Annotated in this window: 26 protein-coding genes and 1 tRNA gene; 10 read left to right on the top strand and 17 right to left on the bottom strand. The window is 62.1% G+C overall.

What is annotated here, in order from left to right; translation table 11 throughout:
• Window positions 1-28 precede the first annotated feature (28 nt).
• Window positions 29-481, top strand: a complete 453-nt coding sequence (locus I6F17_RS03900) for a VOC family protein (RefSeq protein ID WP_035703627.1) — start codon at window positions 29-31, stop codon at window positions 479-481.
• 288 nt (window positions 482-769) lie between these two features.
• A complete protein-coding gene (locus I6F17_RS03905) occupies window positions 770-1,408 on the top strand; it encodes a glutathione S-transferase (RefSeq protein WP_225130436.1) in 639 nt (212 codons plus the stop codon).
• 128 nt (window positions 1,409-1,536) lie between these two features.
• Here I6F17_RS03905 and I6F17_RS03910 read toward each other — a convergent pair whose 3' ends face one another.
• The 3 genes from I6F17_RS03910 to I6F17_RS03920 are packed head-to-tail and all read right to left on the bottom strand — an operon-like array spanning window position 1,537 to window position 2,261.
• Window positions 1,537-1,704 carry a hypothetical protein gene (locus tag I6F17_RS03910; RefSeq protein ID WP_036022969.1) on the bottom strand — a complete coding sequence of 56 codons (168 nt, stop codon included), beginning with the start codon at window positions 1,702-1,704 and terminating at the stop codon, window positions 1,537-1,539.
• Window positions 1,705-1,709: 5 nt separating this feature from the next.
• Window positions 1,710-1,958: a hypothetical protein gene (locus I6F17_RS03915; RefSeq protein ID WP_225130440.1), complete on the bottom strand. Its 249-nt coding sequence runs from the start codon at window positions 1,956-1,958 to the stop codon at window positions 1,710-1,712.
• A 48-nt stretch (window positions 1,959-2,006) separates the two neighbouring features.
• Window positions 2,007-2,261: a PilZ domain-containing protein gene (locus I6F17_RS03920; RefSeq protein ID WP_036033409.1), complete on the bottom strand. Its 255-nt coding sequence runs from the start codon at window positions 2,259-2,261 to the stop codon at window positions 2,007-2,009.
• 225 nt (window positions 2,262-2,486) lie between these two features.
• Between I6F17_RS03920 and I6F17_RS03925 the strand changes: the two genes are divergently transcribed.
• The 6 genes from I6F17_RS03925 to I6F17_RS03950 all read left to right on the top strand — a co-directional run bounded on the left by I6F17_RS03925 (window position 2,487) and on the right by I6F17_RS03950 (window position 6,604).
• Window positions 2,487-2,561, top strand: a tRNA-Glu gene (locus I6F17_RS03925).
• A gap of 443 nt (window positions 2,562-3,004) precedes the next feature.
• On the top strand, window positions 3,005-3,556 hold the full coding sequence (locus tag I6F17_RS03930) for a hypothetical protein (protein ID WP_225130434.1): 552 nt from the start codon (window positions 3,005-3,007) through the stop codon (window positions 3,554-3,556).
• Between the two features lie 2 nt (window positions 3,557-3,558).
• Window positions 3,559-3,957, top strand: a complete 399-nt coding sequence (locus tag I6F17_RS03935; protein ID WP_225130431.1) for a hypothetical protein — start codon at window positions 3,559-3,561, stop codon at window positions 3,955-3,957.
• Between the two features lie 170 nt (window positions 3,958-4,127).
• Entirely contained in the window at window positions 4,128-4,403 is a 276-nt protein-coding gene (locus I6F17_RS03940; RefSeq protein WP_225130429.1) for a hypothetical protein, read from the top strand.
• A 106-nt stretch (window positions 4,404-4,509) separates the two neighbouring features.
• Window positions 4,510-4,842: a hypothetical protein gene (locus I6F17_RS03945; RefSeq protein WP_225130427.1), complete on the top strand. Its 333-nt coding sequence runs from the start codon at window positions 4,510-4,512 to the stop codon at window positions 4,840-4,842.
• Between the two features lie 46 nt (window positions 4,843-4,888).
• A complete protein-coding gene (locus I6F17_RS03950) occupies window positions 4,889-6,604 on the top strand; it encodes a recombinase family protein (protein ID WP_225130425.1) in 1,716 nt (571 codons plus the stop codon).
• Window positions 6,605-7,296: 692 nt separating this feature from the next.
• On the opposite strand, the gene I6F17_RS03955 is transcribed toward I6F17_RS03950, so the two are convergent.
• From I6F17_RS03955 to I6F17_RS03965, 3 genes are all read right to left on the bottom strand, one after another.
• Window positions 7,297-7,713 (bottom strand): hypothetical protein, encoded by a 417-nt coding sequence (locus I6F17_RS03955; RefSeq protein WP_225130423.1) that lies wholly within the window; start codon window positions 7,711-7,713, stop codon window positions 7,297-7,299.
• Window positions 7,714-7,716: 3 nt separating this feature from the next.
• Window positions 7,717-8,097 carry a hypothetical protein gene (locus tag I6F17_RS03960; protein ID WP_225130422.1) on the bottom strand — a complete coding sequence of 127 codons (381 nt, stop codon included), beginning with the start codon at window positions 8,095-8,097 and terminating at the stop codon, window positions 7,717-7,719.
• A 352-nt stretch (window positions 8,098-8,449) separates the two neighbouring features.
• A complete protein-coding gene (locus I6F17_RS03965; RefSeq protein ID WP_225130421.1) occupies window positions 8,450-9,382 on the bottom strand; it encodes a hypothetical protein in 933 nt (310 codons plus the stop codon).
• Between the two features lie 188 nt (window positions 9,383-9,570).
• Between I6F17_RS03965 and I6F17_RS03970 the strand changes: the two genes are divergently transcribed.
• Entirely contained in the window at window positions 9,571-10,428 is an 858-nt protein-coding gene (locus tag I6F17_RS03970) for a hypothetical protein (RefSeq protein ID WP_225130420.1), read from the top strand.
• 134 nt (window positions 10,429-10,562) lie between these two features.
• On the top strand, window positions 10,563-10,841 hold the full coding sequence (locus I6F17_RS03975; RefSeq protein WP_225130419.1) for a hypothetical protein: 279 nt from the start codon (window positions 10,563-10,565) through the stop codon (window positions 10,839-10,841).
• A 61-nt stretch (window positions 10,842-10,902) separates the two neighbouring features.
• Here I6F17_RS03975 and I6F17_RS03980 read toward each other — a convergent pair whose 3' ends face one another.
• The 11 genes from I6F17_RS03980 to I6F17_RS04030 form a co-directional block, all read right to left on the bottom strand.
• Window positions 10,903-12,072 carry a hypothetical protein gene (locus I6F17_RS03980; protein ID WP_225130418.1) on the bottom strand — a complete coding sequence of 390 codons (1,170 nt, stop codon included), beginning with the start codon at window positions 12,070-12,072 and terminating at the stop codon, window positions 10,903-10,905.
• A 20-nt stretch (window positions 12,073-12,092) separates the two neighbouring features.
• A complete protein-coding gene (locus I6F17_RS03985; protein ID WP_225130417.1) occupies window positions 12,093-12,314 on the bottom strand; it encodes a hypothetical protein in 222 nt (73 codons plus the stop codon).
• 10 nt (window positions 12,315-12,324) lie between these two features.
• Window positions 12,325-12,873: a hypothetical protein gene (locus I6F17_RS03990; RefSeq protein WP_225130416.1), complete on the bottom strand. Its 549-nt coding sequence runs from the start codon at window positions 12,871-12,873 to the stop codon at window positions 12,325-12,327.
• Entirely contained in the window at window positions 12,870-13,415 is a 546-nt protein-coding gene (locus I6F17_RS03995; RefSeq protein WP_225130415.1) for a hypothetical protein, read from the bottom strand. Before I6F17_RS03995 ends, I6F17_RS03990 begins: the two co-directional genes overlap by 4 nt.
• Before the next feature lie 138 nt (window positions 13,416-13,553).
• A complete protein-coding gene (locus I6F17_RS04000) occupies window positions 13,554-13,943 on the bottom strand; it encodes a hypothetical protein (protein ID WP_225130413.1) in 390 nt (129 codons plus the stop codon).
• A 511-nt stretch (window positions 13,944-14,454) separates the two neighbouring features.
• Window positions 14,455-15,891, bottom strand: coding sequence for a phage/plasmid primase, P4 family (locus I6F17_RS04005; RefSeq protein WP_225130411.1), 1,437 nt, complete (start codon window positions 15,889-15,891; stop codon window positions 14,455-14,457).
• The gene (locus I6F17_RS04010; protein WP_225130408.1) at window positions 15,888-16,409 is read right to left on the bottom strand and encodes a hypothetical protein; all 522 of its coding nucleotides are present in this window, start codon (window positions 16,407-16,409) and stop codon (window positions 15,888-15,890) included. Before I6F17_RS04010 ends, I6F17_RS04005 begins: the two co-directional genes overlap by 4 nt.
• Window positions 16,406-16,684 carry a transcriptional coactivator p15/PC4 family protein gene (locus I6F17_RS04015; protein ID WP_225130406.1) on the bottom strand — a complete coding sequence of 93 codons (279 nt, stop codon included), beginning with the start codon at window positions 16,682-16,684 and terminating at the stop codon, window positions 16,406-16,408. Before I6F17_RS04015 ends, I6F17_RS04010 begins: the two co-directional genes overlap by 4 nt.
• Before the next feature lie 2 nt (window positions 16,685-16,686).
• Window positions 16,687-16,911, bottom strand: a complete 225-nt coding sequence (locus tag I6F17_RS04020) for a DNA-binding protein (protein ID WP_225130405.1) — start codon at window positions 16,909-16,911, stop codon at window positions 16,687-16,689.
• 75 nt (window positions 16,912-16,986) lie between these two features.
• Window positions 16,987-17,559 carry a hypothetical protein gene (locus I6F17_RS04025; protein WP_225130404.1) on the bottom strand — a complete coding sequence of 191 codons (573 nt, stop codon included), beginning with the start codon at window positions 17,557-17,559 and terminating at the stop codon, window positions 16,987-16,989.
• Window positions 17,560-17,561: 2 nt separating this feature from the next.
• Complete coding sequence (locus tag I6F17_RS04030) at window positions 17,562-18,842, bottom strand: site-specific integrase (protein WP_225130403.1); 1,281 nt, start codon at window positions 18,840-18,842, stop codon at window positions 17,562-17,564.
• Between the last annotated feature and the right edge of the window lie 65 nt (window positions 18,843-18,907).

Genomic DNA, 18,907 nt, shown 5'->3' on the forward strand with positions numbered 1-18,907 from the left:
TAAGAGACAGGTTCAAGGGAGCCCACCCATGCGATACCTCCACACCATGCTGCGCGTGCGCAATCTCGATGTCGCGCTGAAATTCTATGTTGATGCTTTCGGCTTGAAGGAGGTGCGGCGGATCGAGAACGACAAGGGGCGGTTCACGCTGGTGTTCCTGTGCTCGGCGGACGATCTCGAGGCGTTGAAAAAGCAACCGCCGACGCGCGGGGCGCCGCTGGTCGAGCTCACCTACAATTGGGACGAGGAGAAGTATGGCGAGGATCGCTTCTTCGGCCATCTCGCCTACGAGGTCGACGACATCTACGCCACCTGCGAGAAGCTGATGAAGGCCGGCGTCACCATCAACCGTCCGCCGCGCGACGGCAACATGGCCTTCGTCCGCTCGCCGGACCTGCACTCGATCGAGCTGCTGCAGAAGGGCGATCCGAAGCCGCCGCAGGAGCCCTGGGCCTCGATGCCGAACACCGGCCATTGGTAACCGGCGCCGGCCGGAACAAGGCCCCTCGCCCGGCGTTCTCCTTTCACGAAACCGATTTGGAGGAGGATGCGATGGCGAGAGGGCTGTTGCTTTGGATGCTTGGCGTGCCGATCCCGGTGATCATTCTGTTGTGGCTGTTCTTCGGCCGCTGAGCGTCAGTTGACTTTGCAAGGAAAGCTCCGCCGCGTGCGGAGCTTTTTGCATGAGGGGCACGATGCAATCGCGCATCGCTCGGCGCGCCGAATTCCGCTATCACCCGCAGCCAGCCACAATGCGGGGAGACGCTTCATGGCCGATACCAAGCCGACGATCTGGGGCCGCGCCAATTCGGTCAACGTGCAGAAGGTGCTGTGGTGCTGCACCGAGCTCGGCCTCGCCTACGAGCGCATCGATGCCGGCATGCAATACGGCAAGACGCGCGAGGCCGATTATCTGGCGATGAATCCCAACGCGCGGATTCCGACGCTGGTCGAGGGCGACTTCGTGCTGTGGGAGTCCAACTCGATCATGCGCTATCTCTGCCTCACGCATGGCCGCGGCAGGCCGCTCTATCCCGAGGCGCCGAAGCAGCGCGCATCGGTCGACCGCTGGCTCGACTGGACGCTGTCGACGGTGCAGCCGGTCGACCGCCCGGTGTTCTGGGGCATCGTGCGCACCGCGCCCGCCGAGCGCGACATGATCCAGGTACAGCGCGATGCCGATGCTGCCGCCGAGGTCTGGGCCATCGCCGACCGCCTGCTCGCCACGCGCCCCTTCATCGATGGCGATGCCTTCACGCTCGCCGACATCGCGGTCGGATCCTATGCGCGGCGCTGGCTCGGGGTCGAGGGCATCAGCCGGCCGGCACAGCCGCACCTCACCCGCTGGCTCGCCGAGCTCGGCAAGCGGCCGGGATTTGCGCAATTCGTCGCACCGCCGATGTCGTGAGCACCTGGCGCGGGTTAAGCTGCGGCAACTGCGCGGGGAATCCTCGTTCCGGCGCGCTTCCCGCGGCGTCACGGCCGCCCTTGACGGCTACTGTGCATGGGGTTGTTTTCGCGGTTTTGTTTCAGGCTTTAGCGCCAGCCGCGCTCGACCAGCAGCACGACGACGATCAGCACCAGAGTCACGGCAGCCGTTGCCAGCCGCGCGGTCCAGCTGAGGCCGCGGCCGACCCACCACAGCAGCGCGCAATACATCAGCACGGGGACGATGATGTCGAGCCGCACCAGATCCGCGGGCATGGGCTTCAGCGCCGGATGCCAGCGTCGACGCTGGTCGAGCCACCGAGCTTGACGCAGGTCCCGGTGCCCTCGGCCATCGCGAAGCCCGGGCCGTAGGCGGCGCAGGCGCCTGCCCTCGCCTTGCCGGCCGTGCTGCCGTTCAGCGGCAGCGCCTTGCCGGTCTGCGGCGGCTCGGCAGGCGGCAGGCGCAGGCCCTCCGCCGCGGTCGCGGACGTGGCCAGCAAGGAGAGCAGGATGAGGAGCTGCGTGCGCATCGCCGCCTTGTAGCCCGGACCGGACCCGCGCGCCATCGGCGGCCGCGGCTAGAGGAACCTGACGCCGGCCGACTTGCCGCGGCGCCAGACCACCTGGCAGCTCCGCCCGGTGCGTGCATCGCGTGCGAAGGCCATCCGGATCACGCCGGGAAGCTGGCTCGCGTCCTCGTCGAGGGTGATCCTGGCGCCCGAATCGGAGATGTCCTGGACCAGGCAGTGCCGCGCGGCGAAGCCGCCGTCCAGCGTGATCCAAGCGTGCTGCGACAGCAGTTTGCGGGCTGCGCGCTTCTTCGGCGGTGGCATCGGCAAAATCTCCCCGTCCAGCGCTACGCAGGGAACGCTAACAAACCGTTGAAATCGCCTCCGAATGATCCCGCGCCTCGGGGCTATCCACCGGGCCCGAAAGACCGTTCCCGAACGGCTTGCCCGGGAGCGCAAAGGCCACTATACGTTCGCCCGCTGCAAGCCGCCGGGCCCTGTTCGGCCGGCCAGCGGCCGTGCCGGGACAATCGGCAGGGCCCTGCGTTTGCTCCCTTCGTCTATCGGTTAGGACGCCACCCTTTCACGGTGGAGAGAGCGGTTCGATTCCGCTAGGGAGCGCCAGCAAAATCAATCACTTACCAACTTTGCTTGCCGCCGTGTCCAACGCGTGGCCAATAAACGCGCACGAACGTCGGTGGACGCGGGGATCGATCGCCGCCCCGGTTTCACGAAGCTCGACAAGATCGCCTTAGCGATGGTCGGGGCTATGGCGGCGCTAGCGGTTCTTTGCGGCCTGCTTATTCCGCAGCCCGAGACTAGCAAGCCTGAGGCGGATCCGCCGTCGTGCTACTCGATTGACGCCTGGGTGGCGCCGGGGTGCCGCGTGGGTCCGCCAGCGTAATCAGACAGCCCCCAGTTCGTCGATGTCGTGCTGATGCTGCCCCCATATGCCAATCGGACTCCGCGGTTTCCGGGCGTCAAGAGCACACCCGGCGCCCGAATCATCCTTTCGTCTGGTATACGCGGGGTTGTGTTTGATGAAGCTTTTGCTACAGCAGGTTTCTATGAGTGACTGGCTTAAATTTCCCGACGTCTCCGGGCCCGCGCTGAACCGCAAGGACAAGGCGTGGTATCGGATTTCACCGGAGTTCGTTCAGAAGAACGCGAACATCCGACGCGCGACACCGATTCTCCAGCTTTGGACCCATGTCGTGGGGCAGCTTCCACCGATCAACAACATCAGTCGCCTTGCTTCGTCGGCGCCGGCGCCGACGGTGACGACGTTGACCAATAGCGTTGCGCTTTATCAAGGCTTGAAACGTCCGCATGACGACGAACGCGACGGCGACTCTGTCCTAGTGTACGTCATTAACCCAAAGGTAACCCTGGCCTACCAGACTGACATGGTCTGCGTTGCGCGCGCGGTCACGTTGCCGAAAAACACTGTGCTGACTGTGCAGGTGCGGCCTCAGCACCCTTTACTTGAGGCTGAATCGCAACTAAATGGTGTAATCACGCGTTTAGAGTTCGTTTCCAGCGACCCCCTCGACCCGATGGTGCCAGTCGATCATGGAACACGCTACGCGAGACTCCTTTGGCGGGATATGAGGCTATGACAATGACAAATACACCCCAGCAGGCCGCTGGCGGGTATATCCCGGCGGCTGTTTATTTCGAGGACTCGGACTGCGTGGAGTATGTCCGTGAGGACAACTTCGTTATCTACCACCGCGTGGATGACTTCCTCACGCTGATCTATGACGAGACCAAGATCATCCCGGTCGGCTTCAAGCTGAAAGGCTTTAAGCACGTCTTCGACGCACACCTGAAGCCGCTGTTCGCGCTGAACGATCAGCAGTTCGTCTCGCTTGCGTCGGCCATTGAGGCCATCTGCACCGAGATCGGTGAGACCTTGTTCGAAGATGATGACCGCGCGCGCGCATACATGGCTGCTCGGAAGCTGGCTGCCAACGACAACGTGCGTTTGCATGGCAGCGAGATCAAGAGGGCGGCGTAAGCGCTTATTGAGATCCGACGATGCAGGAGCCCGCCGTCACGGCGGGCTTTTGCTTTTCAACAGCATCAGCACGCCATAAACTTAATGAAGGAAAGCGCGCGAGGGGCTCCGTGGGAAAGCGGTTTGTGCCAGTGAGAGATGCAGACCGGCGCGCGCTGGAGCTTCACTTCATGCTGAAGGAAGTCGAGCAGATGCCACTTGTGCAAGTCAGCATCGACGTCAGCAGCAAAACGCCAATCCTCATTCAAGACAAAACCGATCACCATTATTGGCGGCACCTCACCGTCGAGGGTTTTCTGTCGTTGAACGTCGAGCAAGCGAAAGCGGAAGGTGGCACCGCGAAGGCGTTGATTGGCGCGCGAAAGAAGGCGCCACGACCCCGCATACCTCAAACCGAGGTGGATCGAGCCGCGGATCGCTTCCTAGCCGGAGACAACGACGAGTAATCATTGCCAGGCATCGATACCCACGACGGGCAGTAGCTCGCGCGCGCTCCGAGGCCCAAGGAATTGATAATTTGCGAGGTGCTCACGATGCCGCTTTGATCGCGGCATGCATCGCCCTCCCCGACGCTACACGCCGACGCACGCCGACGGCCGGCCGCTCAAGATCACGTTCGGCGAGATGCGCGAGATGGGCCTGCGCGGCATCCTGGTCTATTGCCATTGCGGCCACCACGTCGCTCTGAGCGCCGATCGCTGGAAGGACGATATTCGCATCTCGGACTTGGAGCCGCGCTTCGTCTGCGCCGGCTGCGGCAACCGCGGAGCCGATGTCAGGCCTGATTTCCAAAGCGGCAGGCCGCCACAGTTCGCGAACTTCCTGACTCTCGACGACCAGGCTTCCGTGGCCCTTGGCGGTTTCGCCGTCGACAACGGCGGCTAGGCAAAGTAGAATTTACTTGAATGCACGGCCTGCGGATGATCCGTCGATGGCTAACTCGCTCATCCTGCGCGAGGCATCGGGCCCAGAGAAGTGCAGCCTCGCGCTTCGCGCGGCGCAATACGTCCGCATGTCGACGGACGCCCAAAAGTACTCGATCGAGAACCAGATGGCGGCGATCGCCGCACACGCGGCCCGGCGGCACATCACCATTGTGCGCACCTATGCCGATGCCGGCCGGAGCGGGCTCCGCATTCGAGGACGCGACGGGCTGCAGGGTCTGATCCGTGACGTCCAGCTCGGCCGAGCCGATTTTGATTGCGTGCTGGTGTACGACATCACCCGGTGGGGACGATTTCAGGACGTCGATGAAAGCGCCTATTACGAGTTCATCTGCAAGCGCGCCGGCGTCCGCGTCCATTACTGCGCCGACGAGTTCGAGAACGACGGCAGCTTGGCGTCGATCGTCCTCAAGAACATCAAGCGGGTGGCTGCCGCCGATTACAGCAAGCAGCTCTCCAAGAAGGTTTTCCTTGGGCAGTCCCATGTCGTAACCTTGGGCTACTGGCGCGGCGGCCCCGCCGGATACGGGTTGCGGCGCATGCTGCTGGACGAGAACGGCAAGCCCAAAGACGTCCTCGAGTATGGGGAACGCAAGAACCTCAAAAGCCAGCGCACGGTGCTCGTGCCCGGCCCCGCGTCCGAGCAGAAGGTCGTACGCCGCATCTTCAGGGCGTTTGTCGACGGGATGAAAAGCCGCACCCAAATCGCCGGCGAGCTCAACGCGGACGGCATTCCCAATGCGCGCGGCAAGCCGTGGACCTCGCTGACCATCAGCAACACCCTGAAGAACGAGGCCTACGCCGGGCACCTGGTCTTTAACCGGCGCTCCCAGAAGCTCGGCGAGAAACAGGTCATCAACCCGCCGGAGATGTGGATTCGCCGGGACAACGCATTCAAGCCGCTGATAACGCCACGGCTCTTCGCGAAGGCGCAGCGTCGGCTCGCGGAGGTCGAGTGTGGGCGCGTCCTGACCGATGCACAAATGCTTGACCGGCTTCGCGCTCTGTACCGCAAGCACGGTCACCTATCGCTGAAACTGATGATGACAACAAAAGGCATTCCCCACAGCAAGACGTACACTCAGCGTTTCGGGTCGTTGGCGGAGGCGTTCAGGCGCGTTGGCTTCGAACCCAAGCCCCGTTACTGCTTTCAGGAGACGGCGGCCAAGGCAGACCGCCTTATCGCGGCCGTCGCGCGGGATGTCATCAACGAGGTGGAACGACGTCGGCGCAGCATCACGTTCCTGCAAGAGCTGCGTCTGCTTACCATCAGTAGCAGCGTGACGATCTCGGTCACCCTGGCGCGGGTGGTGTCCGACGGCGAACATTACCCGTCGTCGGTGCCCCGCTGGGAGATGCAGCGGCTCAAGTACAAGAAATCGGATCTAGTCCTGATCGTCCGCCTTGCGCGCGATGGACGGCTCATGGACTTCTTCCTGCTCCCCACCGCGGACTTGCCCAAGACGAGGGACGGGAGGGTGCGGATTTCAAGACGTGTTTTCGGAGAATTCCGGTGCACTACGTTTGCGGCTGTCACCAGCGCGCTGCATCAACGCTTGGACGGACCTCAATGGTCCGGCCTTGATGAGGATGCGCGCAATGTCAGCTGCCAGCCAACCATCCAAAACCGTGCCTCGAGAACCACGCCAAGGCCGCGGAAGCGGCTGCGATCCAAAACGCAGAGCGGCCGCCGGCGGCGCTGATTGACCGGAGATATAGGAACGCCCCGAGCAGGCGTCCGTAGTTCCTTCGAAAATCTCCGTTCAGCTTGGCGATCTTGGACAAATCGGAAGTCTCGACTTCGTCGGCCATTGCGCTGGTCCTCTCTTGCTTGGAGCCAGCGCCCTATAAACTCCTGTTTTGCCCGACGGAGCAAGCGAAATTCGGGATATCAAAAGAATCAGCAAAATGGCCCGCGCGACGTGCAGCGCTGTCCCGGGACTGTCGAGGGCATGGGTCTCGGCACATCAGAGGGTTGCACGACTACGGTCGTTTGGGCCGGAGTCGCGTTGTCGATGGCTATTGCCGTCGTGCGCGCGCTGTCCAACTGAGCGCGACAATTTACGTAGGCATCAGTGCCAGGCCGGGCCCCATAGCCCTGACATTTCTGATCGTCTTTGGCATTTCGCTCCGCAATAAGTTGCTCGTTAGTGAGGCATCCGCCCAAAGACAAGCTAAGCGCCAAGATAGCGACAACGCGCATCGAGAATTCCCCCCCAGCAGAAATGTTGCTTCCATCCAACCGCAACTGCAGGGCGAAATCAACACGGCGCATGATCAATATGGATAGGCCCGCCAGCCTGACCGGCGGGCCCTCGCCCTTACCGTCTGATCCCGCGGCGATGCGTCATCAGCCTTTGCCGGTCGCGCTTCCTGTGTCTTCGGCGCCGGCGCTTCATCTGCCAAGCTCCTCGACCAGCCTGCGCACAGCTTCCCTCTGCGCGTCGGAGAGGCACGCCAGCTTCGCTCTGAGCGCGTCCGGCTTGGCCGCAGCCACTCTGCCGCGCCGAGCGTCCATCATGGCCTGAAGGCCCTTTAGATCGCCGTCGAGCATCCAGTCGAAGTTGATCCCGTGCTTCCGGCAGTAGTCGCACAGCTCAGCGCTGGGCGCTGGACCGACCTTCGGAGCTCGCTCCAGTCCCCATTCGATCGCGAGCCACAACAGGCGCCGGTTGATGTTCTGCGCTGACGACGCGCCGTCGGCGTCGAGTCGCCCCAACGGTGTCCGGAGGCGCGCCCGCCGACGCTTGGCGGCGTTGCGACGCCGCGTGATGCCCGTGCGGGTGACAGGCTTCTGCTTTGCCTTGGCCATGGCTCAGCCCTCCGCACAGGTGCTGGAGACCACAGCAAGCGCCGCGGCAAGCCTGGCCTCTGCCTTGGTCAAAAGGTCCTCCCGGGCGGCCGCATGCTCCCGATCGCGCTGGATCTGCTCGCGGATCGACTTGAGCTTGCTCGCCGCCTTGGCCGCATCGCAGCGCACATCGCGAACCAGCTCGGCCTCGTCCGAGGCCAGGATCAGGTCATAGCTGCGGAAGACGTAGGTGTGCATGCTGGCCGCCGATCGGCGCCGGCCGCGCTCGACGCGGATCTCGACGGACCGGACGTTTTCAGCCGGCAGTGGCGCCGGCTGGTACCTGAACGATGGATTGCCCAGGCGCGCGGGATTGCGCCCCGGGAATGTGACGACGTTGGACATGGTGGTGCTCTGGATCAAAACCGGCCTCTCACGGCCGGATGCCAGCGGTCAGCACTGGCGCCGGGAGGGTGAGAACATCGCCAGAGACGATGCGCGACGGCCTTTCCCTTTCGGGTCTTGTATAGCCGCCGCTCTCCCGGCATAGTGGTGCCGTTCACGCTGGCGGCTAACCAGCGCGTCCTAATCGATGGCGACAGTTGATCCCGGCAAGGATCGCCCTGCCATCGCCCTGGTGCCAAACGGGCCCCGGCAAGGGCCTTTGGCGGGAGTTCTCACGCTCCGCCGAGCATCAGACCTGATTTGCGTTGAGAAATCCATAAGGAACATCCCCTTCCGGGGGCGCTTTGGCCCGTCAGTCGTCCCAGAGGCCGCGACTCACGCTGTCTCCGCGGGTGGCAGCGCCGTCGTCGAAAACCTGCTCATCCAGTGAAACGAGTAGGCTGTCGCCGAACTTGCGAAACTTCGTCGGGAACATTCGGTTGTAGTCGGCCAGAAAGGCTTTCAGCACCTTCGGCACGTCTCGCTTCGCAAAATATTTGCCTCTGTGACGGTGTTGAAGCCAAGCTTCTATGACCATGCCAGCAATCTCGTATTTGATTTCATCCGGGATGTAGCTCGGCAGAATTTTGCGGACTTGCCGATACACCTCCTCGCTGTTCTTGTTGATCCTACGCCGGGCTCTCCGCTCGACCTCGCCCTCAAGGGATTCACGCACACATTGATCAAACTCAGGATCAAGCCGCCGCTGTCGATAGTACGTAACGATATCTACAAGCTTTAATCGCTTGTCCGCCTTAGCATCGCGAGGTCGGCCGACTGCATACCCCTGCGCGAACTGGCTAGACGGTATCTTGCGCCTCAGGGCTTCCTTCACGCGCTTCAGCTGTTCTGGCTTCATGAGAGGAGCCGTGTTTTGTTGACGATCGCGCTCGCAGATTTTGCACTGGCGCCAGAACAGTCCGGTGCCGTCCGTGCTGGGGCGATATCGGGTATTTGTCTCGTTGAACTCGTGTCCGCGTTTGCAGTGGGTCATCGCTCGCTTCTGGAGCACGCCCGCTGCCTTTAGCTTGCGAAGCTTTGCGGTCTCTGCGTTACGAGCCAAGAGCGCCATCACCTCTTGCCCCCACTCGGGATGCGAGGTGCAGCGCCTCCCGAGAGCTTCTTTGCTGGTCAGCTTCGGCCGCCTTTGGTTCGTCGTGATTTCCCTCAACGTGCAGCCGTCCTCCTTGACGGCTTGGAGAATTGCGTCGGCCTCCGCATCTGTAAGGAAACGTAATGGGGACATGGGCACTCTCCGCTAAGCGCAGAATCGCGCTGCGGAAGGGCGCGCCTGAGTCGCGACGACGCAAGGGCGATGAAGTGTCAATCCACCGACATGCTTTCTTGCGCTCGCCCTGCGGTTGCGGGAAAAATCGTAGCGGGAGGCCGGTCCTGCTCGCGGAAGCTCTTTCATTTCATGAAGTTGATCGGCCAATGATCGACAAGCTTTTCACTGGTTTGCTTTTTCTTCTGTCCGGGGTGCATGCAATGGCTGATGGGTTTTCCGCTGTTCGCGGTACTCTTGTTATCGCGATCCCGACCAGTGCGGGGCTCGTCGTTGCCGCCGATCGTCGCACAACCCCGCGAGGTATCTACTGCGATGGCGTCCGAAAAATCTTAGTACCCAAACCGAAGGGCACGGCCGTTTTTATTACCGGCATGGCCACCATGCGAGATACGTCCGGGATTGCGGATGAGGAGCTTTGCGAAACGCTGCGCAGAACCCCAGCGCCCATAGATTTCGGGCGGATGACTGTCGACTTTGTCGATACACACACGGAACCATTGATCAATGTAGATGGCCAGCAGTTGGCTGACGCGATCTTTGCTGAGATTCGGCGCTATATCGAAGGTGGCGAGCTCCAGCCCTTCTTCGGGCAGCAATACGTTACCACAATCGTCGTTGCGAGCTTCGACCCTGAGAGCCGCGTTTCACGGGTATGGCAGTTTTGGGTGAACTTCACCGGTCCTGTGCTCTTTCAGCTGCAACCCTTGCCAGTGCGCCAGTTCACCCTTGATGACGTCCCCGATATCATCCTGTTTGGTGAGAACGAATACTTCGTGACCAACGTGCGCAATGGGATCGGGCGTCAATTCCTCGATGGAAGTATTGAGACGATCAGGGACAAGAGAAGCATTGCTAACGTGAGTGTCGAAGACGCGCGTAAAGCCGGCGTCAACTTGATCGAAGCTGCAGCGGAGACAGCATCTCTGATCAAACCACCCTCAGGGATTGGCGGGGGTGTGGATTGCGCTCTAGTGGGTGAAGAGACGAGGCTCCTGCCCCACTAAACCGATGCCCTGGCGCCGTAGATGAATAGACGGTGAATGCTGCGCCGGGCCGGCTGCGAAATTCATCCTCTTTCCGGGAAACCGCGCGGGCTTGTGGCGTTTAGCTCCTACAAACCCAATGGGAGGAACCAAACATGCCCCTAGCCAGCGCAGCAGCTGCTGCAGTCCTTGCGCTCCAGCTCGCGACACCAGCGGCAATCGAAGGCGAAACGCCGAACCTGGTTCAGGTTCGCGAAGGGCCGTGCAGTCACGGCTATGACATCGACGTCTATGGCCGGTGCTATCCGAATGGCGCCATCCCGCGGCAGTATCAAGCAGCGCGCCAAGGCTACGATTACGATCGGCCGCGTCGATACTACAGGGAAGAGTACCGTCCACGGTGGCGACACCGCTACTACCGCGACGACTATTGAGTAGCAGGCGTCGTCCGTCGCCACGCATGAACTGAAGATCGTGTCGCTGCACCGATCCACATCACTGCGTGCCGAAACATGCGACTTCCACGGTGGCAGGATCGTAGGTCGTTCCGGCCAGGTTCACCGCGAAAATCGGGTTCGCGCTCCCTGAACGCCCGCTTGAAGCGCCCTTGATGATTCCGTTGCTGGCGGTGTCCTCGATGTTTCCGACGCATGTATAGGTCGTGTTCGCAAACGCGGTCGAGAAGTTCAGAGTGTAAGATCCTGCCGACGAGCGCGTCACGCTTGCGACGTTGTAGGCTTGGCTTATCGCTCCGCTTACACCTGTGAAGCGAACCCACGCCTTGGCCGCGCTCGGATGGCTCTGCTGCTGAGAGGGCGTGACCACTGCGGTTGTGCTGGTGGCCGTCTGCTGATCTGACTTGGTCGCAGCCGTCGCGCAGGTGCCGATCGTGGTGATCGCCGAACCAAAGCACATGACGCTGGTGACCGTTCCTGTCCCGTTCGCGGTGATCCACGACGGATTTGCACCCGCGCCACCGGACGACAGAAGCTGCCCCAGCGTGCCGGGGCTAAGAGCCGACCAGGATGAAGCCCCACGATAAACCACGCTGCCGTGCGTCGTGCCGAGCAGCTTGTCCAGCACCGCGGAAATTGGGTTATCGTCCAGGGTCGAGGTGATGCCGGAAATGTTGGACCTGATGGTCCCGTCCGGCGCGGTGCTGGGCGACACCAGCGAGTGCGCAAACCAATTGCTATAGCCGTCGGAGATGAACACGAAGGCGCCGCTTGCGACGTTGATGACGACCGGCGAAATGCCGCCGTTGATCCTGTCGTCCCCCCCGGTGGAATTCCTCACGATAGTAAGCGGCTTGTCGGCGGTGATCTTCGATCCGAGATCGATGACGTAGAGCGGCTGGCCAGGGTTGAAATCCGCGGCGCGGGGAAGAGTCCACGTGTGAGGGTCAAACCATGAGACCAGCTTGTCCGTGGCAACGACGCGATCCGTATTGCCCATCACGTAGTCGGCATCCCCGACCTTGGTCAGGCTGTAGAGATTGAGGATTTTGAGAAGCTCCGAGAATGGGAGCGCGTGAGCGGGATTGGTGTAATTCAGGGTGTTGGCAACAACGCTGTTCGGCGGCAACGTGTTATACGTCTGCGCCATCGCTGCAACGGGCCAAACCGCGGCTAGCGTCGCTGCGAGCAGAATATTCCGGCCTTTCATCGACTTACCCCCTGAAGCTCTCAAAGTTTGACGTCGACACCGGCGGCAGCCACCCAAGGCGCTGTCTCCAGGAAGCGCTCGAAGGCTTCCAACGCGAGGACCGCGTCCTTCTTGGTCCAGCCGGCGCCGTCGAGAATGCGCAGCTCAATGCCGGACGCAGCGCTCGATGCCGTCCCGGTGGTGAAGTCGCTCTGCTTGAAACCCTGAACGCCGCGGTTCAACGCGATGTAGTGATCGGCCATTTCTATCTCCTCATGCGGCCTTGACGGGCGACGTGAGAACGATATCCATCAGCATAAGGTCGCGCCTGTGCTGCCCATTGCCCGCTAAGAGCTCCTTGACCCAGGCCTGATCGCGCATCCGCTCAGCCTTCAGCCGGGCAACGGCCTCGTGCTCCTGAGGCGTGACCTCGCGATTGGTCAGCGTCTCGCGGATCACTTCGTCCCGGATGCCGAGATCCCGAAACATCTCAGTCGCGCCGATCATCTGGAGGCGACCGGTTGACTGAAACGGCGCATCGTCAAGCAAGCCGGCCATCGCCATGTCGACCTCCGGAGCACCTCCGCTATCGATCTTGGCCTGCAGGTCGCGCATTTCCTTAGCGTGACGGGGATTGCCACCCAGATACTCTTCCCGCCAACCCGGGTCCGCCTTCAGTGCGCTCAGCCGCGCGGCCGCTTCCGCACTGGTGGCCGGGATTTCAGGAGGCGGCGGTGCCGCGGGTGCCGGAGGCGGCGCCGCGGTCGCATGCGACACGATCATTTCACCGAGCGTTGCGCCCGGACTTCCCCAGCTGCTCATGCGGCTTCTCCCTGTTCTTCGCCTTCGTCGTCACCCCGCTCGAGCGCCTGGATTGCGGCGCGCGCGCCGTGCTGCAGACCGCGGAGAACCGGGTCGTTGAAATACTCGTACGGCAGGCCACCCTTGTTCGGATGGCAGCACCGCCCAACGCCGGGCCCGATCATGCACTCAGCCGCGGAGCATCCTGTGCAGCAGCCCTTCGCACTGATGCCGGCGAGCAGCTGATCCATGTTCGTGCTGCGCAACTCGAGCACCCGGGCGGATGCCGCCATGCGTTCAATTTCCTGCGCCCGCACCTGCGCTGCGCGAAGTTCTTCCACCGCGGTCCTGGCGGCCGCGATCTTGGCACGATGCTCGGTCAATTTTTCGGTCGCGCCAAACCGCCGCTCGACCGCCGCTAGGGTAAGATCGGCACCCTCGGTTTCGAGTGCCGCAAGGATGGCAAGGGCGCCGTCGAGCTTCTCGGCTAAGCTTTCCGAGCGATTGCTGGTCTTGTTGATCTTCGCGGACGCGTTGCCGCTGCTCAGGCCAAGCGCTGTCATGATCCACCTCACGCTGCTTCGGAACGCTGCTCATTGGCTCGCTTCCGCGCGGCCAGCGCGTCCTCGACCAGGTTGGCAAGGAACTGGCTGATCGGCCGGCGCTCTGCCTCGGCAGCAGCGCGGATCGCGTCCGCAAGGTCAGCTCGCGGCCTGAGGCTCAGCAGGGGTTTCTGCGACATCGGCATCTCCATCTGTTGACGCCAACATCGGTGGACTTCGATCAGTGATCAACGCACCGACTTTCTCCGGGCGATGCGGACGTTTTCGGGGCTGCCAAAGATGACGAACACGCGCGGCAGCCTGCGGATCCTCGACAACCAGCACCGCCAGCCCGAGCGCGCCCAGAAGCGAGCTAAACGACACCGGGCCCAAATTCTTGATCGGCTTGGGCGCGAGCAGCTTGGAGGTGTAGCCGGATTGCATGCCCGAGATGCTGTCGATGGTCTCGTGGCTGATGTTCAGCTCGTCGCGGCGATCGCGCAGTGCGGCTATCAGCTCCGGCATGCTGTGAATGAACTTCGATGTCATTGTCTACGACCGCTCCGGAGTTTTCCGGGCCGGGCCGCGAAAGAGAACGGGGATATGAAATCTGCGAAGGGCTCGGGATTTTCCTGCCACCCACCCCCCGCCGGGTCTTTTCGTGGTGTTCCATGGATATTTGCGCCGTCGACAGCCGATCGCGCCACGCGCGCGCGCATTCCTTCGCTGCGCCTATAAATCCCTTCCCCGAACGGCGGATATTGGACGTGCGTTGGACACGACGCAGGAAATGCGCGCGTTTGCAGGCTCTCTCGTTGTCCTTCTCCACCTTGTCGGAGTGGGTAGCGTGGGTCTGACCGTAACGCGTTACTCTCTTGGCCACGTGGTCGCATAATGAGGGGCCGAGCGGTGCCGGCTTTCCCGTTACGCCTCTGTTGCCCTTGAGCAGCTGTCTTGAGCCCCCTTTCGCACAAGCCGGTGACGCATGTGACGGGAAACCTACTTATCGCCGTCCCGCGCGCGCGCGTAACGTGGATAAACCAATCTGGTGTCACATGCGTCACTGGCCGTACTCCGCGGTGTTGTCGGGCAGGTCGGAGAGCAAGCGAAGCCCATAGAACCCGCGGCCGGAGTTCAGCCGATGCGGACTGAAACCACGGTCGACCAGCTTCTGTGTGAACGTCTTGGTGCTGCCCGCCGGCTCGCTCGAAGCATCGGCCCAGGCCTTCCAGTCGCTGTACAGCGCTGTTGACGACGTCCATGCGTTCGGATCGCGCCTGCATCGGTCGTCGATCCAGCTGCCCACCGTATCCTCAGCGCTGAGGTATTCAGCGGTCGCCTTGGTCACCGCCTCTGGGGGCACCAATCCAATGCGCTGCCACTCGAGGCAGCCCTCAACCATCCAGGACAGGATGCCGGGCCATTCCTTCCTGATCTTGTCGGAGAGGTCTGGGTCGCGCTCTGCCGGCGGGATGGTGACGGTGAAAGGGATCAGGTGGAAGCGTCGCTTGATCGCCTCATCGACCGAACGCAAGCCCGGCTTGTGGTTGCCGGCGATCAGCAGTTTGAACTGCGGGGTGAACTCGAAGAAGTCCTGTCGCATGAACCGGGCCGAAATCTTGTCACCACCGGTAAGCGCCTTGATCCGGGCCTCGGCCCACCGCCGGTTCTCTTCGGTTTCATTGGCCGTCACTAGGCGGGCACCGCGGAGGCCCGCGAGCTCGGTCGGATGCTGGGCGAAGGACGATGCAGTGAAGGTCTCGATCGGTGAGGTCCGGTGGTAGTCCTGGAGGATGCCGGAGATCGCGTTGATGAAGACGCCCTTCCCGTTCCCGCCGGTGCCGTAGCAGAAAAACAGCGCCTGGGCGCTGGTCGAGCCCGTCAATGCATAGCCCGCAACGCGCTGCAAAAAGCCTTGGAGCTCCGCATCGCCGTCGGTGATCCTTGCCAGGAAGTGCCGGAAAATAGGACAGGCGCCTCCCGGAGATACAGAGGTGATGCTGGTGAAGTAGTCGTCAGCCCGATGCGGGCGACGAGCGCCGGACCGGAGATCAATCACGCATTCCGGCGTGTTGAGCAGCCAAGGGTCGACGTCCCACTGCGCCGTGGTGGCCGCGATCGCCCTGTCCGACTTCGCCAGCCGCTCAACGGCGGCGACGGTCTTGGCGCTTGCCAGATTGACAGCAACCTTGGGCTTGTTGCATTCGGCGGCGGCAGCGCGACAGATAGACCTGGCATAGTCGAAGCCAGCGAGCGTTTCATCGGCGGCCCACTTTCGACCGTCCCAAATCATCCACTTGCCCCACGCGGACACGAAGCGTAGATCGCTCTGGTGCTCCCGGGCGAAGCGCAATGCGAGTGCTTCATCTGTGAAAGCCGGCGGGCGCGGAACGTCCTCGCGGTGTTCCGAGACTTCGGCAACCACGGTCGTACGCTGATCGAGGCCCATGTCGGCCAACAACTGCAACGCCATCGCTTTATTCGCATGCGCGTTCATTGGGTGGCCTTTAGAAGTTCGAGAAGATGGGGTGCGTCGCGCCGATGATCATCCAACCAGGCACGCAGGCGCTCAGGATCGCCTAACCGAACGAGGTAGAAGAATGCATCGATCGTGCTATCGTCAGGCTTGTAGACATTCGGCGTTTTCGGCTTCTCCGCCGGCGCTGGCGGCAACTCGCCCGTGTGTTTCCACCTGTCCCTTGGGTCTTCTAATTCCCACGCGCGCACAAGCTGCCGGGCATCATCGAAAGGAGCAACCTGCTCGGGCTCAATGGCACCGGGCCGCTCGTTATCATTGAGCGCTCGTACCCACGCGAATGGTACGGCAATCACTCGCTGTACAAGGTCTTGATCGGCCGCAAGCCCGGTGCGATCAGCGAAGTGCTGAAGCTCGTCCGCCGCATCCGGCAATTCAATCTGATGATGCGCGTAGCGATATGCCTTGCTGTCGGCGAGCTCGCGCAGAACCTCCACGAGGTCCACAACAGTGGCGGTTGTTTTGGCTGGGCCGCTCATTCGGCATCCTCGCCGTCGAGTAGGCCGAGCTCGCGCGCCTTTTCCACGGCCCGGGCGATTGCGTTTGAAAGGTCGGGCAGGCGCGTCACCTTCATGGTGATGCCCTTGGCAGTGGGATAGATCTTCCCTTCCTTGTCGTGCACGTGCTTTCGCACATCGACGAGCGCGTGCCCCTTGTAAGTCTGCAGTGTCGTGGTGATCACGTCCTTACGGCGGTTCGAGAAGAACCGATCCACGACGACAGGCTCAGCCAATTCCAGCTTGCGAGCTGACATCGTTAGGCTGCCTGGTTTCCGTGGTTCGGCTTCGCCTGCGGCAGCGATGCCAGCCAGGCGCTTTCGTCCTCGATCGTGATGAGCGTCGTGCTGCCGACTTTGCGGGCTCTAAGGCGCCCTTCCTTCACTTCGACGTAGGCCTGCGACCTCGAGATCGAGTTGCGGGCAGCAAACTCGTCGATGCGAAACGATCTTTTGCCGAAGGAATTCTGAGCTGCGCTTTCCATGTCCATCTCCGTGTGGTGTGGCCGCACGTGGATGGATGGATGATTTGCGGGAATTCTTAGAGGGACATTCGATTGCTATTTTGGGGTACGAATGTCCCGGTGGCGTTTGGCGGAACGCCTGGCATCCCGCACAACCTCGGCACTGACCGAACCGCCGAACGCAATCTCGGTAAGACTGGCTACAACATCGTCGAGCGGCTGACCGCAATTGAGCTCGAACATCTCACTGGCCAAACGCATGAAACGCTGGCGCGGTGCTTGGCTCTTCTTGTGACCTAACACTTGGTCGGCGAGATTCTGGAAGTTCTCGGCAGCCCGTGCTTTCAGTGCAGCCTGTTCAAATTTGCCGGACTTCCAATCCTTATTCGAGACTGCACGAGCCTTGGCGATAACGCCGGGCGCCGCCTGGACAGTTTGCTGGACGCGCTCGCTAGTGGTGCGCGCATCCAACAGCCACGCAACGAAGGCGCGCGGCGGGGGCGACGGCTGATTGGCCGATATTTTCTCCCACAAACTTTCCGCTTCTGGGTGATCTCGCCATCGATCAAGAACCTCGAGCATGAGCAATCGCTCGCTGTCGTTCCCGACCGGTTCTAGCGCGCGCCGAAAGTCGGAGATCTCGTTTTTGAACGAGGGCCGCGGCGCCATGATCAGGTCCCCGCCTGCATCGCCGTAACGTTCCCATTTTCAACGACGCCGAACCGCGGAGCCCCTGCCCTGATCGCATCAGCGACATAGCTGGGCGCCAGATGGCCGTAGTGCTTCTCGACCATGCGCGTGTCGCTGTGCCCCAGGTTCTTCGCGACGACCATTAGCGGGACGCCGTTCATCACCGCGTGGCTCGCCCAGGTGTGACGCAGACCATGGAATCCCATCGGAGGGTCGATCTTTGCGCGTGTGCAGGCATCGCGCATGGGATCCTTCTGATGATCCTTCTTCCACGGCTCCCCGTTTTCTTTGACAAACAGGAAAGCGGTGCCCGCGCGGCCGGTGGTGATCGAGCGGAAGAACGCCACCCCATCCTCAGTGAGGTGGATGTGTCGCGACTTGCTGGACTTGGACTTGCGAATGGCAACGGTGCCGCTGTTGTGGCTGAAGTCCACCACCTTCAGCCGCGTCAGCTCGCCATATCGCGCGCCGGTTTCGACCGCACCGCGAGCCAAGCGGCGGAAGTCCAGGTCTGAGGCGTTGAGCAGCCGCGTTACCTCGGCTAGCTCGAGATAGCGCGCACGGGCCGCGTCCACGCCTTTGAAGGGCTCCACGGCGCGCCAAGCGGCATCGCTGGGCACCTTCTCCTCTCGCCACGCTTTGTTCAGAGCTGCCTTGAGGACCGTCAGGATGCGGTTTGCAGTGGACCGCCGGCGCCGCTGGTGCTCCTCCGGATCGTCGATCTCCTTGAATCGCTGCTCCTCGCCCTTCTTGACCCGGATGCGCGCACCGGCCTTGGCAAGCCCGTGGTGCCAGGTCTCGATCTGGTCTTTCGTCAGGTCCTTAACCTCGGTGTCGCCGAACTCGGGCAGGATGAAAGCGTCCGCAGCGTACCGACTGAAGGCCGCAGACTTCCGCTTTGCCTCGAGGAACTCGACGTAAGCATCGACGGCGGCCTTGACGGTGAGCGGGCCTGACTTGCCGGCCGCTGTGTTAGCGCGCTCGACCATGATCTCCCGGGCCTTCGCCTGGGCTTGGCCGAAGCTCAGGATCTTCACGCCGTCGGCGTCGGACAGATCGTCGGCCGGGCCGATCGTCTCGACCTCGTATTTCTGATCACCGATGTAGTGCCGCACCACCCAGTTGCCCGCGCCGCTCTTGAGGCGCCGGTAGCCGATGTGCACGCCCTCCTCCATGACCCGGTAATAGGGCTTGCCGCGGGCCGTCAGACGCCTCCGGGCTTCGCGCTTCTCCAGGTTCGCGTCGCGGACTGTGCGGGCCATTCTCGCCACCTCAGCAAGGTTGAAAACGCTTCGTGTCCAACACTTGTCCAATATCCATGGCTGGA

It is taken from the genome of Bradyrhizobium sp. NBAIM18 (assembly GCF_020193825.1).
Lineage (GTDB): Bacteria > Pseudomonadota > Alphaproteobacteria > Rhizobiales > Xanthobacteraceae > Bradyrhizobium > Bradyrhizobium yuanmingense.